Annotated in this window: 10 protein-coding genes; 4 read left to right on the top strand and 6 right to left on the bottom strand. The window is 70.8% G+C overall.

Features of this window, described 5'->3' with window-relative positions:
* The 3 genes from ACSDR0_RS11760 to ACSDR0_RS11770 all read right to left on the bottom strand — a co-directional run bounded on the left by ACSDR0_RS11760 (position 1) and on the right by ACSDR0_RS11770 (position 5,651).
* A complete protein-coding gene (locus ACSDR0_RS11760; RefSeq protein ID WP_435288813.1) occupies positions 1-1,011 on the bottom strand; it encodes a sulfotransferase family protein in 1,011 nt (336 codons plus the stop codon).
* A gap of 25 nt (positions 1,012-1,036) precedes the next feature.
* Complete coding sequence (locus tag ACSDR0_RS11765) at positions 1,037-2,047, bottom strand: CDP-alcohol phosphatidyltransferase family protein (protein ID WP_435288814.1); 1,011 nt, start codon at positions 2,045-2,047, stop codon at positions 1,037-1,039.
* 172 nt (positions 2,048-2,219) lie between these two features.
* A complete protein-coding gene (locus tag ACSDR0_RS11770; protein WP_435288815.1) occupies positions 2,220-5,651 on the bottom strand; it encodes a bifunctional glycosyltransferase/CDP-glycerol:glycerophosphate glycerophosphotransferase in 3,432 nt (1,143 codons plus the stop codon).
* A gap of 482 nt (positions 5,652-6,133) precedes the next feature.
* On the opposite strand from ACSDR0_RS11770, the gene ACSDR0_RS11775 reads away from it, so the two are divergent.
* The 3 genes from ACSDR0_RS11775 (at position 6,134) to ACSDR0_RS11785 (ending at position 11,912) form a co-directional block, all read left to right on the top strand.
* On the top strand, positions 6,134-7,687 hold the full coding sequence (locus ACSDR0_RS11775; protein WP_435288816.1) for an NAD(P)/FAD-dependent oxidoreductase: 1,554 nt from the start codon (positions 6,134-6,136) through the stop codon (positions 7,685-7,687).
* A gap of 203 nt (positions 7,688-7,890) precedes the next feature.
* Positions 7,891-10,788: a CDP-glycerol:glycerophosphate glycerophosphotransferase gene (locus ACSDR0_RS11780; protein WP_435288817.1), complete on the top strand. Its 2,898-nt coding sequence runs from the start codon at positions 7,891-7,893 to the stop codon at positions 10,786-10,788.
* On the top strand, positions 10,785-11,912 hold the full coding sequence (locus ACSDR0_RS11785; RefSeq protein WP_435288818.1) for a glycosyltransferase: 1,128 nt from the start codon (positions 10,785-10,787) through the stop codon (positions 11,910-11,912). Before ACSDR0_RS11780 ends, ACSDR0_RS11785 begins: the two co-directional genes overlap by 4 nt.
* 94 nt (positions 11,913-12,006) lie before the next feature.
* Here ACSDR0_RS11785 and ACSDR0_RS11790 read toward each other — a convergent pair whose 3' ends face one another.
* Positions 12,007-13,650, bottom strand: a complete 1,644-nt coding sequence (locus ACSDR0_RS11790; RefSeq protein ID WP_435288819.1) for a hypothetical protein — start codon at positions 13,648-13,650, stop codon at positions 12,007-12,009.
* A 263-nt stretch (positions 13,651-13,913) separates the two neighbouring features.
* On the opposite strand from ACSDR0_RS11790, the gene ACSDR0_RS11795 reads away from it, so the two are divergent.
* Positions 13,914-14,750: a polysaccharide deacetylase family protein gene (locus ACSDR0_RS11795; RefSeq protein WP_435288820.1), complete on the top strand. Its 837-nt coding sequence runs from the start codon at positions 13,914-13,916 to the stop codon at positions 14,748-14,750.
* Between the two features lie 9 nt (positions 14,751-14,759).
* Here ACSDR0_RS11795 and ACSDR0_RS11800 read toward each other — a convergent pair whose 3' ends face one another.
* Complete coding sequence (locus ACSDR0_RS11800) at positions 14,760-15,965, bottom strand: acyltransferase family protein (protein ID WP_435288821.1); 1,206 nt, start codon at positions 15,963-15,965, stop codon at positions 14,760-14,762.
* A 96-nt stretch (positions 15,966-16,061) separates the two neighbouring features.
* On the bottom strand, positions 16,062-17,633 hold the full coding sequence (gene guaA / locus ACSDR0_RS11805) for a glutamine-hydrolyzing GMP synthase (protein WP_435288963.1): 1,572 nt from the start codon (positions 17,631-17,633) through the stop codon (positions 16,062-16,064).
* Positions 17,634-17,789: the final 156 nt, after the last annotated feature.

Genomic DNA, 17,789 nt, shown 5'->3' on the forward strand with positions numbered 1-17,789 from the left:
TCAGACCTTCGCAAGCTCGCCGAGTTGCCGGCTGGTGAGCCGCGCGGCCACCGGGCTCGGCTCACGGAACCGGTTGATACGGTCGCGGATCTCCTTGCGCCTGCGCGCCCAGCGCCGCTTGGACGCCGCCTTCTCGCACGCCGCGACGTGGGCCTTGCTCGCCTTGGGCGCGCCGCTCAGCTCGTAGCCGTTGGCGGTGAGCCGGTCGGCCAGCACGGTCTCGCACACCGAGATCTCCCAGGGCTCCAGCCGGGCCTTCCACGAACCCGCCCTGGCGGTCGTGACGTCGCCGTGGGTGTTGCTGTGCCAGACCTTGTGCTGCGGGATCGCCACCCTGGCGACGTGGTACGGCTCGGTCATCGCCGGGTCGTAGTCCTCGCCGAGGAAGTCGCAGAGCTTGCTCAGCTCGGTCTCCGGGTAGGCCGTCAGGTCCTCGTAACGCAGCTCGTAGTAGCTGTCGGCGGGGAGCTTCTTGGCGTGGTGGCGGCCGTAGTCGATGGCCTCGCTCCAGTTGACCGCCGCGTGGAAGACGTCCTTGGTGTACCAGGGCATCTCCTTCAGCGACGCCACGCAGTCGCGGCCGTCCCTGATCAGATGCACGAACTGGGCGTCGGGGAACAATCGCAGCAGGAGGTCCACGTGGTGGTAGTAGCTGGGCCGCTTGTCACCCCAGCGGCTCTTGCCGTACTGCTCGGCGTACGAGCGGAAGGTGATGCCCATCGCCGACCCCAGCGTGGGCGGGCCCGCGACGATGTCGTCGATCAGCCTGTCCCCGTCGAGCTTGAGCTCCTTGAACTTGGTGTCCTTGTCGCTCACGATCCACCGGCCGACCCTCCGCCGGTTGCGTTCCTCGCGCAGGTCCCCGAAGGAGAACCTGCGGTAGTAGCCGGGCACCACGAACCGTGTCTCCGGAGGCACCGCGATGCGCGGGTGCGAGTGCAGCATCAGCTGCAACATCGTGGTGCCGGAACGCGGACAACCGATCACGAAGATCGGACGGTCGGACTGCATGACAACGAACCCCCGTAAAGCTTGGTCAAACAGATACGCGTGGCGCCTTCTCCACGAGCGGCACGACGGGCACCACCCGGGAGAAGAGCCACATTCGATAGATCAGGACGACCTCGTTCAGCAGAAGCAGCACCCCCGCCGCGACCGCGAGGGGCACCAGGGCGACCGTTCCGATCAGCGGGGCGACCACGAACACCGCGGCATGGAACTCGATGCCGCTGATCAGGTGGCTCCGCACCCGGTGGCGGGCCAGGAGGCGCCCGAACCTGCGGGGCAGCCTCGGACGCCGGCCACCCCGGGGGCCCGGCCGTCCCGCCCTGCCCCCGCCCCGGTTCTCGCCTCGGCCCTCGCCCCGTTTCTCGGACCCGGCGACTCGCATCGGCTCGCGGGGGGTGATGACCTCGACGGGCCTGACGTGCCCCGCGTGCTCGCCGTGTCCGGCATACCCCGCGTGTCCCGCATGGACGGTGTGCCCGGCGGCCACCGGCGCCTCTCCGGGTCTGGGGTGTCCCACGGTCACCATGGACTCGACGGACGCCAGGCGTCCGAGCCGGTTCTCCTTGACCACCTCGCGCACGCGCTTCATCTGCGGCGCGTTCACATAGCGGAACAGGTCGAGCACGGCCACCCCCGCACCGAGCAGGATGTAGGAGACCTCCCCCGTCGCCACGTACTGCCCGGACGCCAGCCCCGCGGCGCAGCAGACCACCCTGATGCGGTCGCCCACGTAGTCGAGCCAGAGACCGAACGCCGTCCCCGTCCCCTTGAGCCGGGCGATCTTCCCGTCCATGCAGTCGACCATGAAGCTCACGTAGAACAGCAGGGCCCCCGCGGCCAGCCGTCCGGACGCGAAGCAGATCGCCGAGCACATCCCGAGGATCAGGGAGAAGCGGGTGAGCCCGTTGGGGGTGATGGACGTGTGGTTGGCGACGAGCAGGGTGAGCCTGCACGCCACCGGGTCGACCAGGAAAACGGTCCACCAGGAGTCTTTTCGTTTCCGGGTCGCGTGAACGTCGTCCAACGAATAGGCCCTCATGCCTTCCAGCATGACCACGCGGTGTCTCCTATCATCTACGCTCTGTAACTACTAGAAGATCTCCATGCCACTTCTTGACCGACCCGCGCCACAGGGATCGGGTGCTTTGAAGACACGAAAGGCCGAGGAAAGCTTCCTCGGCCTTTCGCCGGACCCACCGCGGAGCGGGCGGCTACCGGAAGACCCGGTCCACGGCCCTGGCCGCCGCGCCGCCGTCCTCCAGCGGGCAGAACCTGGCGGTGAAGGCGTCGTACAGCTTCCGGTACTTGGCGTGCACCTCGCCGGCGTCCCGCACGGCCGCCACGACCTCCTCGGTCGTCCGCAGCAGCGGCCCGGGGGCCTCGGCCTCGAAGTCGAAGTAGAAGCCGCGCACCTCGTCGCGGTAGCGCTCCAGGTCGTAGGTGTAGAAGAACATCGGCTTGCCGGTCACCGCGAAGTCGAACATCGCCGACGAGTAGTCCGTGATCAACATGTCCGCGACCAGGTAGAGCTCCTGGATGTCCGGATACGCCGAGACGTCGAGGACGAAGTCCGTGCCGACCCTCGGCAGCCTGTCGGTGACGCTCGGATGCTTGCGGATCATGAGCACGTGGTCCTCACCGAGCTCCTCGTCCATGCGCTGGAGGTCCAGGCGCAGGTCGAGCCGGTAGCGGCCCTTGCTGTAGAACTTGTCGTCGCGCCACGTCGGGGCGTACAGGACGACCTTCCTGCCCTCGGGCAGGCCGAGCCGCTCCCGGATCTCCCTGGTCCGCGCGGCGACTCCGGCGCGGCGCAACAGGTCGTCGCGGGGCGAGCCGATCTCCAGCACCTCCCCCTCGAACCGCAGGGCGCCGTCCAGGACCGACGTGCACCAGGGACTCGGCGAGATCAGGTGGCTCCACCGGGCGACGGCTCTGGCCAGCCGCTCGTGGTGGTCGGACCTGGCGAGCGGCACCTTCTCGACGTCGAAGCCGATGCGCTTCAGCGGGGTGCCGCGCCAGGTCTGCAGCACCGTCTGGTCCTCCCTGCGCTCGAACCAGGAGGGCAGGTGGCTGTTGGTGACGATGTACCGGCAGCGGGCGAGGGCGTCGAAGAACTCCCGCCCGTACCGCCGGACCGCCGTCACCCCCTCGGGCAGCTCCACCTGCCCGTCCCTGACGATCCACATGAACTCCAGGTCGGCGCCCCGCCGCACGAGCTCCTCGTAGATCGCCTTCGGGCTGTCGGAGAACTGCCTGCCCCCGTAGCTGTCGAAGAGGACCGCGTCCCGCAGCGGCTCCCTGCACCTCGCGGGGTAGAAGTCCTCCTTCAGCAGCCGCTGCTGCTTCGGCCTGCCCGAGGCGCGCAGATCGTCGCTCACGGTGAAGACGGCCTCGTCCATCAGGTCGGTGTCGAAGGTGTACGTACGGGTGGCGGAGATGTGCTCCAGCGGCGCGGACAGCCGGAACTCCACGCGCATGTCGCCGGCACCGGTACGGATCGCGAAGCCGTGCGTGCCCGCCGGCAGCGGCAACCAGCCGCCGAGCGTGTCGCTCCCCTCGGGCGTCACCGTGACGCTTCCGCCGTCGAGCGGGAAGAGCCGCTCGCTGAGCCGGTTGCGCGAGGTGACGACCAGCCACGCCGGGCCGTCGATCGGGCGCATCGGGGCCCCGGTCAGCTTGAGGTGGCCCAGCCCGGTCCACTCCACCCGCTCCACGTAGAACGTCGGCCGCTGCTCGCGCAGCACGAGCCCGCCCGCCTGCGACCGGTCCAGCACCACGTCGCGTCCGCGGAGCCGGTAGAGGCCGCGCTCCACGTCGCGGCCGACGAGCAGCGGCCGAGCCTGCCCCTCCTCGGGGACGACCTCGAAGCGCCACTCGGCCCCGGGGTTGAGCGCGCTCATCTCCAGGCTGGCCGGGTCGAGACCCGGCCAGCGCTCGGACAGCACCCCGTCGAGGTCGACCACCGCCTCGAAGACGCCGTCCGACACGGTCATCGGGTAGCGCCGGTCGCGGCCCCCCTCCGGCCGGGTCAGCCGCAGCGCCGGCGCGGCGCCGAGGTCGCCGTCACACCGGCCGCTGATCCGCAGCCTGCCCTCGGCCACCCGGTGACCGGTGACCCGGCCGCCCGGCCTCTCCACCCGGAGCCTGAACTCCTCGGCGGGCGTCCACTCCGTCCACGCCACGATCCCCGACTCGCGCTCGGTGAACTCCAGCCGCCGCGCGGCCGGGCTCGGCTGGGCCAGCCTGCCTCTCCGTACGAGGCCCCGGGACAGCACGCCCAGGTCGATCCGCCAGGACGAGCCGGCGGGAAGCACGGCCGGGTCGACGGCCAGCCGGAACCCGCACCAGTCCTTGCGCCTGCGCGGGCCGGTGTCGACCAGCGACAGGCCCCGCCGGATGGTGACCGGGAGCCGGATCCTGCGGCCGGGGCCCTCGGGGACCAGCCAGGCGAGGACGTGCTGCTGCATCCGCCTGCGGGGACGCAGGTAGCGCAGCGAGACCCGGCCCTCGACGACCAGCTTGTCGTCCTTCCAGTCCAGGCTGTCCACCCGCTGTCGCAGGTCCAGCTCCTCGCGCATCCGCGTGGCCGACCGCTCGACCTGCACGGGGCTGTTGAGGTGGTATCCGCGCAGGCCGCCGCCGACGACGCGGGCGGTCGGCTTGACCGTCCTGTCCCACTCCAGCAGCTGGACGAGGTCGCCCACCCGGCGTTCCCGTACGAGAGCCCACTTCGCCCGGCGCTGCGCGGGGATGAGCGAGAGGATCTTCGGCCCCGCCTGGTCGATGTAGGCGCATGCCAGGTCGAGGAAGCGGTTCTGGAACTCCTCTCCCGCCTGGTCGAGCACCTGCAGGAAGTTCGGCAGGTCGCTGTCGAGGACCATCCGGTCCCACGCCTTCAGGTGCTCGGCCCGTCCGGTGTCGACGAGGAAGCTCCGCACCGAGTTGACGGCGGCGAACCGGTCCTCGATCCCCTTGACGTGCCCCCGGTTCTGCGTGATCGAGACGCTCTCCCCCTCCCGCTCCCGCCACAGGTAGACCGGGGTGGACAGCACGTCCACCGCCCCGGCCAGGAAGTGGGCGGGCAGGGAGACGGCGATGTCCTCCCACAGGACCCCCTCGGGGAAGCTCAGTCCCTTCTCGTCCCAGAAGGAGCGCCGCCAGAGCTTGTTCGTGACCAGCCGGTCCTTGAGCAGGATCTCGTCGCCGGTCACGTGGGTCCGCCGGGCGGAGTTGGCGAAGATCACCTTGTGCATCGCCGACTGGCGCACCCCCTGCCCGCTGAAGCGCAGGACGTTGCCCGTGACGAGGTCGGACCCGCTCTCCTCCAGGCTGCACGCCATCGTCTCGACGGCCGTCAACGGGAGCATGTCGTCGCTGTCCAAGAAGGCGAGGAAATCACCGGTGGCGTGCCGTACACCGGTGTTGCGCGCGGTGCCAAGGCCCCCGTTCTCCTGCCGGATCAGCCGGAACCTGGCGTCACGTTCGGCGAAGGCGCCGGCGATCTCCGCGCTGGAGTCGGGAGAACCGTCGTCCACCATGACGACCTCGATGTCACTCCAGGTCTGCGCGACCAACGACTCCAGACACGCCTCAAGGTACGGTTCCACGTCGTATATGGGCACGATGATGCTCACTGAGGCCACGATCGATCCTCCGGTAGTCGAAAGTTCACAGTCCGGTCCATCGGCGTGAACGCCGGACACGGCACGCAGGTGAAGATCCACTCATCGTGGAAGACGTCACGGGCGCGCGGCGGGAGGCCCAGCGGTCGCCGGAAAACGGCGGAAGGAACCCGTGTGCCCGTCGACACAACCTGGCGGCCATGAACGCGACGTAGACGTCACGTCAAGCAGCATGGCTCCGTGACAGGCCTGGCGAGCTCAAAATATGACCGCGATGGAGTGAGCTGACCGAGACTTGACCATCTCCCGCACATCTCCCGCGGGCGGCCGATCCGGCTTCCGGCCCGTGACGCGGCAACGCCTTCCCCAAGCCCAGGTCAAGGCTGGGAATGCACACGTCCTGGTAAGACGTAATGACCCTTCGGTCCCCCCTGGCCGTCCGACACGATCGTGTGACCGAGACGGGCGAGATCGCGGGAAACGGCATTCGCGGGGGGAAGCGCATGGAATCAACAGTGGTCGTGGGAGCGGGGCCCGCCGGGCTCACCGCGGCCTACGAGCTGACCCGGCGAGGACACCCGTGCGAGGTCTTCGAGGCCGACCGGGTGGTCGGCGGGATCAGCCGTACGGAGGAACGCGACGGCTGGCGCTTCGACATCGGCGGGCACCGCTTCTTCACGAAGGTGCCGCGGGTGGAGGACTTCTGGAACGAGATCCTCGGTGAGGAGGACTTCCTGCTCCGCCCGAGAATGAGCCGCATCCACTACAGGGGCCGTTTCTACGACTACCCGCTCAGGGCGTCCAACGCCCTGCTCAACCTCGGTGTCCTCGAATCCCTGCGGTGCGTCGGCTCGTACGCCTGGGCCCGTGTCAGGCCGCCCGCCGACCAGTCCACCTTCGAGGGCTGGGTGGCGGCCAGGTTCGGCCGACGGCTTTACCGGATCTTCTTCAAGACCTACACCGAGAAGGTGTGGGGCGTTCCCGCCGCGAGCATCCAGGCCGACTGGGCCGCGCAGCGGATCAGGAACCTCTCCCTCGGGAAGGCCGTCGCCGACGCGCTGAGGCCGGGGAGGAACCAGAAGGAGATCACGAGTCTCATCGAGGAGTTCCGCTACCCCAGGCTGGGGCCGGGCATGATGTGGGAGGCCTGCGCCGACCGGGTCCGCGAGCGGGGTTCCCCCGTGCACCTCGGCACCCGGGTCGAGCGCGTCCGTCGCCACCGCGGCCGCCTGGCCGTCACCGTCCGCCAGGACGACGGCTTTCACTCGGACGGCGGCGTCAACGGCGTCATCCGCCCGGACGGCAGCCGCGTCCGCCCGGACGGCGGGAGCGCCACCCGCGAGGTGCACTGCGACACCCTCATCTCCTCGATGCCGCTCAACGCCCTGATCCGCGCGTTCGGGCCAGACGTGCCCGACGCCGTCGCCGAGGCCGCCGCGGGGCTGAGATACCGCGACTTCCTCACCGTCGCGCTGGTCGTCCCCGAGCGGTTCTCCTTCCCCGACAACTGGATCTACATCCACTCCCCCGAGGTCCGGCTCGGCCGGGTGCAGAACTACGGTTCCTGGTCGCCGTACCTGGTGCAGGCGGGGCGGACCTGTCTCGGCCTGGAGTACTTCGTCAACGAGGGCGACGACCTGTGGCGCACCCCGGACGACGACCTCGTCGCGTTCGGCACCCGGGAGCTGGAACACCTGGGCCTGGTGACCCCCGGCTCGGTCCAGCGGGGCTACGTGGTGCGGATGCCGAAGGCCTACCCCGTCTACGACGCCGGTTACGCCGACAACGTCGAGGTGCTCAGGAAGTATCTCGACGTGGAGTGGCCGGAGATCCACCCGATCGGCCGCAACGGCATGCACCGCTACAACAACCAGGACCACTCCATGCTCACCGCGATGCTGACCGTGGAGAACGTCGTCGACGGAGCCCGGCACGACGTCTGGGAGGTCAACGTCGACGCGGAGTACCACGAGGAGCGCGCGGACCGCGGGAAGGCCGCGCGGGGCACCGGCCGTGACGCCCCCGTCCTGCTCGCGGAGACGTCCGCCTCGGCCTGACCGCCCCCGACACCGGCGATCCCATCGCCCACCTCGACCTGACCGCCCCCCGACCGACACCGGCGATCCCATCGCCCACCTCGGCCTGACGGCCTCCCGACCGACATCAGCGATCCCATGACGCCTTGCCTGGCCTTCGCCCATCAGGGCACGGGCCACCGCGGGTCAAGGCTCTCCTCCCAGCCGCCTTGGAGTTGCGCACCATGACAGCACAGCGACACACGGTCCCGGACGTCAGCGTGATCGTCATCACCTACAACGACGCGGCCCGGTTACCCCGGGCCGTGCGCTCCGTTCTCGGTCAGACGCTCAAGAACCTCGAAGTGATCATCGTGGACGACTGTTCCGATGACGACACCCCCGCGGTGGCCAGGGCGCTCGCCGAGGAGGACGGCCGGGTCCGCTCCATGCGGCTGCCCGCCAACAGCGGCGGCTGCGGCGCGCCGCGCAACGCGGGCGTCGACGCCTCCCGCGCGCCCTTCCTGATGTTCCTCGACAGCGACGACGAGCTGCCCCGGCACGCCTGCAAGAGCCTCCTGCTGGAGGCGGAGACGACCGGCGCCGACTTCGTCATGGGCACCGTGGAGCGCGTCGACGAGGCGACCGGCACCGTCACCCTCTGGTACCCCCAGCTGTTCGCGGAACGGCGGGTCGTGGACGGCATCCGCGCCGAGCCCGAGCTCCTCTTCAACTGCCTGGCCACCAACAAGCTGTACCGGCGCACCTTCCTCGACGTCACCGGCATCCGCTTCCCCGAGGACATCCACCACGAGGACATCGTCTGGTCGACGGAGCTGTTCTGCCGCAGCAAGCTGTTCGCCATCGTGCCGTGGCCCGTCTACCGCTGGCTGCTCGCCGCCACGCCCGCCACCAGGTCGATCTCGTCCCGGCGGCACGAGCTGGAGAACGTGCGCCAGCGCGTCACGGCCGCCGTCCTGAGCGACCGCGTGCTGGCGAGCACCCACTCCCTCGACCTCAAGGAGGACAAGGACTTCCGCTTCCTCTCCCACGACCTGCGCCTCTACCTGGGCGACCTGCCCCAGCGCGACCCGGCGTGGATCTCCGAGTTCGCCGACATCGTCATCCCGTACGTGGACACGCTCGAACCCGCCGCGATCGAGCGGCTGACCCGGGCGGAGCGGGTGTGCGTCCAGCTCGTCCGCGAGCGGCGCGGAGCGGAGGCGGCGCTCGCCGCCTTCGAGCTGGGGGGTAGGCACTCGGTCCCGCCCCGGGCCGTCACGGCGGACGGCGAGCGGGTGTTCTGGGGCACGACGCTCCCGGAGAGCGAGCAGGGCCGAAGCGAGCTGGACGTCACCGAGCTGCACCTGGCGGAGCAACCGCTGTCCGGCGCGCTGCTCCGGCACGAGCTCGTCGACCTGCAGGCGTCGAGGGACCGGATCCGGTTGCACCTGCGGACCTACGATCCGGGCCGGGTGCTCGACGGCCGCACGCTGACCGCGTGGCTTCGTATCGGAGGCAGGAAGCGGGCGATCGCCTCGATCCCCGTCCAGATGGCACCCGTCACGATCGAGCAGCTGGAGGAACGGGGGAAACAGGCCCCGAAGGGGCTCGAAGGGCAGTGGGAACCGGAGGAGCCGGAGAGAACGAGAATCCCGCGGATGGCAGGGGCTCCCGGAGAGACGGGAACCCCGGAGGGGACGGGAATCCTGGAGGGAGCGGTGACGATCTCCCTGCCCGACCTGGAGTGGCCGGACAACGCCGTCAGGCCGCAGGCGGTCATGATCTCGCTCCACGAGGGCGAGCGCCGTAACCTCAGGCCCATCCTCGCGGCGCCGGGGCTGTCGTTCACCTCCGTGGGCACGGTGGGCTCGGGCCGCCTGGTCCTCGAAGCGTCCGCCGAGCTCCCGTTCCGCCTCACGGCGCGCAGGCTCGGCCCCGCGTCCAGGCGGCGTCTCCCGAGCGTGGCGGAACTCTGGCGGAATCTGCTGTCCGACCTCGCCACCCCCCGCAACCTGGGCCGCTTCTACCGGCTGGTCAGCACGGTGATGCCGGTGAACCGCCGCCTGGTGCTGTTCGAGTCGGCGGAGGGCACCGGCTACACCGGCAACCCGCGCTACATCCACGAGGAACTGCAGCGGCGCGCCACGGGCCTGCGGGCGGTCTGGTCCCACGCGGACGTGCCCGAGCGCTTCCCCGAGGACGTCGACCTCGTCCGGCGCGACACCTTCCGCTACGCCTGGACCCTGGCACGCGCCGGGCACTGGGTGGACAGCCACAACCTCCCCTACTGCTACCGCAAGCGCGGGAGCACCCGCTACCTGCAGACCTGGCACGGTCAGGTGCTCAAGAAGATGGGGATGGACGAGCCCCGGCACCGGGCGCAGCCGTCCCTGGCCAAGAAGTACGCCGAGGCGGTGGCGCGCTGGGACGCGCTGCTCACGCCGGGCCCCGACTTCCGCCGCGACTTCGCCGAGGCCAGCGGGTTCGGGGGCGAGCTGCTGCACGCCGGCTACCCGCGTACCGACGTGCTGGTGCGGCACATGGAGCCGGCGCAGCGCGAGCGGGCGCGGCGGGTCAGGGAGTTCTTCGAGATCCCCGCGGGAAAGCGCGTGATCCTCTACGCGCCCACCTACCGCGACGGCAGGCGCTTCAGCGGCGACTCGATCCGGCTCGACCTGCCCGCCCTCGCCGGCGCGCTGCACCCGGACTGGGTGATCCTGGTCCGCGCCCACCAGTACGACCGCTTCGCGGTGCCCGACCCGCTCGGCTGCCTCGTCCGGGACGCCTCGACGTTCCCCGAGGTCAACGACCTGATGCTGGCCTCGGACGTCCTGGTGACGGACTACTCCTCGATCATGTTCGACTACGCCTGCCTCGGCAGGCCGATCCTCTACTACGTCGACGACTACGAGCGCTACGCCTCCGCCCAGCGGGGGGTCTGCTTCGACCTGGCCGAGGTCGCCCCCGGGCCGCTGCTGCGCGACCCCGGCGAGCTGGTCGCGGCGCTGGACCGGCTCGCCGAGATCACCGAGAGGTACGGGCCGCGCTACGCGGAGTTCCGCGACCGCTGGTGCGGCCTCGACGACGGGCAGGCGAGCGGCAGGGTCGTGGACGCTTTCTTCCCGGAGGTCATGCGATGAGATCGCGCAACGTCTTCTTCCTCAGCACCGACGGCGACTCGATGGGCGGGTCCCAGCGGGTCATCCACACCCTGGCCCAAGGCCTCGGCTCGCGCGGGCACCGGGTGACCCTGATCAGCATCAACCCCTCCCGGCAGCCGCAGACCTACGTCGCCGACCCCCTCTACCGGCACACCACGCTGTACGACACGCCCGCCCCCGAGCCCACCTCCCGCTCGCTCCCGTGGCGCAAGGCCAGGCAGAGGAGGACCCCGGAGGAGGTCGCCGCCGCCCGCCGGAAACTGCTGCGGCTGACGGACCGGATCGGCGACGGCTACATGGTCATCGCCTCGCCCTGGGCCGCCCACTGGATCGCCGACCTGCCCATGCCGCACATCGCCAAGGTCGGCCAGTACCACCAGTCGTACGCCGAGGCGGTGGACTCCCCGAACCTCAGGCTGATCAAGAAGCACTACGCGCACCTCGACAAGGCGCTGTTCCTCTGCGACGACTACGCCGCGTCCTTCACGGCACACCGGCTCGCCAACTGCGGGACCATGCTGAACCCGGTCAGCGTCTTTCCCGAGAAGGCGGCCCCGCTGCGCAACCCGCGGATCGTCTCGGCGGGACGGCTGGTCAGGGTGAAGCGGATCGACCTGCTGATCGACGCCTTCGCCGCCGCGGCCCCGGCCGTCGCCGAGCCGTGGGAGCTGCACATCATCGGTGACGGGCCGCTCCGGGCGGCCCTGGAGGCGCAGGCCGCGAAGACCGGGTTCGGCGACCGGATCGTCTTCCGCGGGCAGGTCGAGAACGTCGAGGCCGAATACCTGGACGCCTCCATCGTCACCCTGAGCAGCGACTTCGAGGGGTGGGGGCTGGTCCTCGCCGAGGGCGCGGCCTGCGGGCTGCCCGCCGTGGCCTGCGACGCCTCGGCGGGGGTCAGGACCCTGGTCGAGGACGGGGACAACGGCATGCTGGCCGAGCCGGGCAACACCGGGAGCTTCGCCGCCGCCCTGGAGCGCCTCATGTCCGACGCCGAGCTGCGCCGGAGGATGGGGGCCAGGGGCAGGGAACGGATGAGGAAGTACCGGCTGCCCCGCGTCCTGGACCGGTGGGAGGCGTTGTTCGAGGAACTCGACCGCTGACGGACCGGCGGACCGGCGGACCGGCGGACCGGCGAGAACCCGCGGAACGGGCGAGGGGTCCCGGAAGCGCCACGGGGATCTCCGGAAGTCCCGCTCACCGGCGGGGCAGCAGGGTCCCCGCCTCCCGCAGGAACAGCGGAACGAACAGGACCCCGATGAAGATCGGCGCCACCATGAACCGGAAGTCCGGCGCGGTGTTGGTGAGGATCACGCCGATCTGCTGCCCCGCGACCACGGCCGCCCCCGCGAGCGCCGCCCGGTTCCCCGTCCGCCACCACACGAGCGCGGCCGCGGCGTAGGTGAGGTAGCACCAGAAGGGCGCCCGCCAGAGCAGCCATTCGAGCTGCCTGACCGTGCTCGTGTCCAGCGCGAACAGCCCGGCGGCCAGCAGCCCGGTGGAGATCGGCCGCTGCCGCATCACCGAGGCCGCCGGGGTGCCCTCCCAGCCGTCGGGGAGCCGGGGATCCCTCAGGGAGAAGCGGTAGAGCTCACCGCCGGGCTCGCCCGAGGTCGAGCCGATCTGCCAGGCGAGCGCGGCGCGGCAGATCCGGGTGCTCAGCATCGTGCCGGGCGCGCGAAGCAGCAGCCCCCGCCAGAGCTCCAGGACGTCGGAGATCCGCCGCTCGGCCTGCCCGTGGTCGAATCCGGGATCGAAGAAGACGCGCGCCACGGTCTGGCAGGTCGCCCCCCACCGCCAGGTGTCGAGGGGGGCGATCCCCGCCAGGAGTGCCCGCTGCCCGCGGTCGAAGAGCCCGGGTCTCTCCCCGTACGCCACGGCGAGGTCGCCGAAGACCGTCTGGTAGGCGAACGAGCGGGACGGCGGGACGATGCCCATCGCCGGGTAGCCGACGCCCAGCAGGAGCAGGGGCGCCGCCACCGCCCCGGCCGCCAGCGTCGCGACCCGTCGGCGGGCCCCCGGGGTGCCGGACAGGAGCACGACCAGCGGGACCGCGGCGATCAGCGCCACGAGAAAGCCGTTGTTGCGGAAGAGTCCCAGCCCGAGCAGCTCGGCCCCGAGGGCGGCGAGGCGCGGGTCCCAGGCCCACCGGCCGCGGCCGGCCACACCCGGCCCCCGGGCCTCGTCCCACGCCGCGGCCCCGGCCACGCCCCGCACCCCGTCCTCGCCCCGCACAACGGACCCGGCCGCCTCGCCCCGTACAACGGACCCGGCCACCCCCGGCACCCGATCCTCAACCCGCACAACGGACCCGGCAGCGCCCCGCACGCCGGACCGGACGCCAGGCCGGGTCGCGAGCCGCATGGCGGTGCCCGCGGCCAGTACGGCGCACACGGTGAACGGCACGTCCTTCCACATCGACACCGTGAAGGCGCCGAGCGGCGGCGACAGCGCCGCGCACCCCACCGCCACGAGCAGCGGGCGCCGCCGTACCCCCAGTGGCCGGATCGCGCCCGCGAGGTGGGCCAGCGCGGCGGCCATCGCCGCCGTCTGCAGGAGGGTGACCGGGGACAGGTCGCCGGTCACCCTCAGGGAGAGTGCGAGCAGGGCGTCGTAGGCGACCGAGTGCGCGGCCCCCCAGGGACCCGTCGTGACGTGCGCGACGTAGGTGACGGAGTCGGGACTCATCAGCCCGGGATGGAAACCGAGCCACCAGCCGAGCAACGCGAGCTGGGCGGTGGCGTAGCAGGCGAGCGTGAACCACCGGTCGCGGGCCGGTGCCCCGCCGGTCTCCCCTCGCCCCTCCTCGACCGGGTCCGGGCTCACCGCATTGATCGTCATGGTCTTCCCAGCGTGCTCCGGCGGGGTCCGATGCCCATCATCGGGCACGCCCGGGGCGCGACCGGCCCGCTATACGCACCCATGACCTGGGAAAACGTCAAGTTTGTGCTCGGCGGGACACCGCGCCCCGATCGCGGGAGAGCGCGCCTTTCACAGGACATCGTGACGCTTAAGCCCCAGGAGGCATCAAGCGTCTCGATAGGATGCCCATTCGACCGACGTCGATTTGACCCGGAGCTCCCCTCATGAAGTCTCCTGCCCGAATGTTGCTGGCCACATCCTGTGCGCTGGCCATGATTTCCGCCCCGACCACCGCGTGGAGCGCGGAACAGCCCAGAACGACGGCCACGACGGCGGGCAAGGCCAAGCCCACCCCCAAGGCCACGACCACCCCCAAGCCCGTGCCCGTGGACTGCACGAAGGTCAAGTGCATCGCGCTGACCTTCGACGACGGCCCCGGAAAGTACGCGGACAAGCTGCTCGACACCTTCAAGAAGTACAAGTCCAAGGCGACGTTCTTCCTTGAGGGCCAGTACGTGAAGTCCCGCCCCGCGTTCGCCAAGCGGATGGTCACCGAAGGCCATGACATCGGCAACCACAGCTACAGCCACCCGCATCTGCGGGAGCTGTCGGAAGAGAAGATCCGCGAGGAGCTGACCAAGACCCAGGACATCGTCAAGAAGTCCACCGGGAAGTACCCGACGACGATTCGCCCGCCCTACGGCGAGTTCGACGAGCGGGTCGCGGCGATCGCCACCGAGATGGGCATGCCGATCGTCCTGTGGAACGGCGGCTCTCGGGACTGGGCGACCAAGAACGAGAAGGCCATCTACGACGAGGTGCTCAAGAACGCCAAGCGTGACGGGGTCATCCTCATGCACGACTGGGTGGCGCAGACCGTCACGGTGATGCCGAAGCTGCTGGTGGCCCTGCAGAAGCAGGGGTACCACGTGGTGGCGGTCTCCTCGCTGCGCGGCGCCAAGGCCACCAAGGCCGGGGACGTCTACCCCGTCGGCTCCGAGAAGGACACGGACCTGCCCTCCGAGTCGCCCACCGGCGACCCGGACGACTTCGCCCAGTCGCCCCCGGACGGTTCTTGAGCCGCTACCTCACCGTGAAGAGACGACCTCACTCGAAGACGGCCTCCGGGCCAGCCGCCTGCCCAGCCGCTGCATGGGAAGCTCCACGTAGCGGTGGGTGAGCAGGCTCAGGCCCAGCACCACCAGCACGAACGCCGCCGAGAGTGACAGCTGCACCACCTGCCCCGCGTCCCGCACGTCGCCGACAACGGCGTGCATGAGCCGCAGCAGCGGGTGGTGCAGCAGGTAGATCGAGTAGCTGACCAGGCCCAGCCAGACGAGGAACCGGGGCAGCCGCCGCTCGCGCAGGGCCATCGCGCCCGCGAACGTCACCCCGGCCAGCGCCATGGTCGCGAACCACGGCCCCGGCCGCACCCACCACCAGCCCGCCTGCTCCGACCAGACCGGCGCCAGTGCCACGAGCACGGTCGCCGCCGCCACGGGCCAGAGCCCGCCCGTACCCTGCTCCCAGCGGCGGATCGCGGTCCCGGCGAACATCACCGCGAGGATCGCCGCCCCCAGCCACGGCACGAAACCCGAGAAGATCAGCAGCACCAGCGCCATCGCGCCGAGGACGTACGCGGCGGCCTTCTGGAACCGGCCGCTGAGCAGGCACGCCAGGCCCGCGAAGAACACCACGCCGGACACGTACGCGGGCCAGGGCCCGCCCAGCAGCGGCCCCGTCAGCAGCAGCCCCGCCACGACCGCGACGGCGCCGAAGCCCACCGCGTAGGTCCCGCTCGCGCGGTGCGCCCCGCCGACGAACAGCGCGGTGACGACCAGGTAGAAGACCATCTCGTAAGAGAGCGTCCACATGGTGTCGGCCAGGCCGCCCAGGTGCACCACGTCCAGCAGCATCGTGGCGTGCGCGGACACCGACGACAGATCCCTGGGCACCTGCTCGCGGACGGGCATCCAGATCGCCATGACCAGGACGGCCGCCGCGACCAGCAGGTAGATCGGGTAGAGGCGGAACACGCGACTGATCCAGAAGGCCCTGACGTCGCCGCGCCGCTCCAGCGAGACGGGGATGATATAGCCGCTGACCAGGAAGAACACCAGGACGCCGTACATCCCGAGGTTGAACCAGTACGGTCTCAGGGCGGGCATGAACCAGGGCAGCAGGTGCTCCAGCAACACGGCGACCGCGCCGATGCCGCGCAACGCGTCGAGCCACGCCAGGCGGGCGACGGGGGTCTTCGGAGAGTCTGCGCCGATGGGGGTGGTGGAGGACACCCGCCCCAACTTACCTCCCGGCACTTCGCGAAACGGTGTCATCGGCGCCAACCGCCGCCGGGGCGGCCCGCGCCCCGGCCGCGACCCCCGGGGCGCCTACTCCCACTCGATGGTGCCCGGGGGCTTGCTGGTCACGTCGAGCACCACCCTGTTGACCTCGCGGACCTCGTTGGTGATGCGGGTGGAGATGCGGGCGAGCACGTCGTACGGGACGCGCGACCAGTCGGCGGTCATGGCGTCCTCGCTGGAGACCGGGCGCAGGACGACCGGGTGGCCGTAGGTGCGGCCGTCGCCCTGGACGCCCACCGAGCGGACGTCGGCGAGCAGGACGACCGGGCACTGCCAGATCTCCCGGTCGAGACCGGCGCGGGAGAGCTCCTCGCGGGCGATGGCGTCGGCCTCGCGGAGGATCTCCAGGCGCTCGCGGCTGACCGCGCCGACGATGCGGATGCCCAGCCCCGGGCCGGGGAACGGCTGGCGCCAGACCATGGCGGCGGGCAGGCCCAGCTCCTCCCCCGCCCGGCGGACCTCGTCCTTGAACAGCGCGCGGAGCGGCTCCACCAGCGAGAACTGGAGATCGTCGGGGAGGCCGCCGACGTTGTGGTGGGACTTGATGTTGGCGGTGCCGGTGCCGCCACCGGACTCGACCACGTCCGGGTAAAGGGTGCCCTGGACGAGGAAGTCGACGGGGCCGTCGGCGATGATGGCGCGCTGCTCGTCCTCGAAGACCCTGATGAACTCGCGGCCGATGATCTTGCGCTTCTCCTCGGGGTCGGTGACCCCGTCGAGCGCCTTCAGGAAGCGCTCCTGGGCGTCGACCACGCGGAGCTTGACGCCGGTGACGGCGACGAAGTCGCGCTCGACCTGCTCGGCCTCGCCCTTGCGCAGCAGCCCGTGGTCGACGAAGACGCAGGTCAGCCGGTCACCGATGGCCCGCTGGACCATGGCCGCGGCCACCGCGGAGTCGACGCCGCCGGAGAGACCGCAGATGGCGCGGCCCTCGGAGCCGATCTGGGCGCGGATCGCCTCGACCGCGTCCTCAACGATGTTGAGCATCGTCCAGGAGGGGCGGCAGCCCGCGGCGTCGAGGAAGTGCTTCAGCACGGCCTGGCCGTGGTCGGAGTGGAGGACCTCGGGGTGGAACTGGACGCCGTACAGGCCCAGCTCGGGGTGCTCGAAGGCGGCCACGGGCGTCTGGGCGGTCGCGGCGGTGACGGTGAAGCCCTCGGGGGCGGCGGAGACGCTGTCGCCGTGGGACATCCAGACCGACTGCGCGGCGGGCAGCCCCGCGAAGAGCACGCCCTGCTCTCCGACGTCGAGGTGGGTGCCGCCGTACTCGGCGGTGCCGGTCCTGGCCACCTCTCCACCGAGCTCCTGGGCCATGATCTGGAAGCCGTAACAGATGCCGAAGGTCGGCACGCCGGTCTGGAACAGGCCCGCGGGGGCGGCGGGGGCGCCCTCGGCGTACACCGACGAGGGACCGCCGGACAGGATGATCGCCTTGGGTTTCTTGGCCATCATCTCCTCGACCGGCATCGTCGAGGGGACGATCTCGGAGTAGACGTGGCATTCACGCACCCTTCGCGCGATCAGCTGCGCATACTGCGCGCCGAAGTCGACGACCAGGACCGTGTCGAACTCAGACACCAAGACCCCCAAAAGGAACAGAGCGGTGCTGCCAGTCTATCGGCGCCCGTCTGCGTACCCGCTCGCAGTCGGGAAACGGGGGGCGGAGTCTCCGGCCCGCCGGCTCATCGCCCCCCGGCGGCACCCGGCAGCACCGCCGCCGTGGCCGTCATCCGGAACCGTCACCCGGGGTCGTCA

Origin of the sequence: Streptosporangium sp. G11 (assembly GCF_051192615.1) — a bacterium.
Classification (GTDB): domain Bacteria; phylum Actinomycetota; class Actinomycetes; order Streptosporangiales; family Streptosporangiaceae; genus Streptosporangium.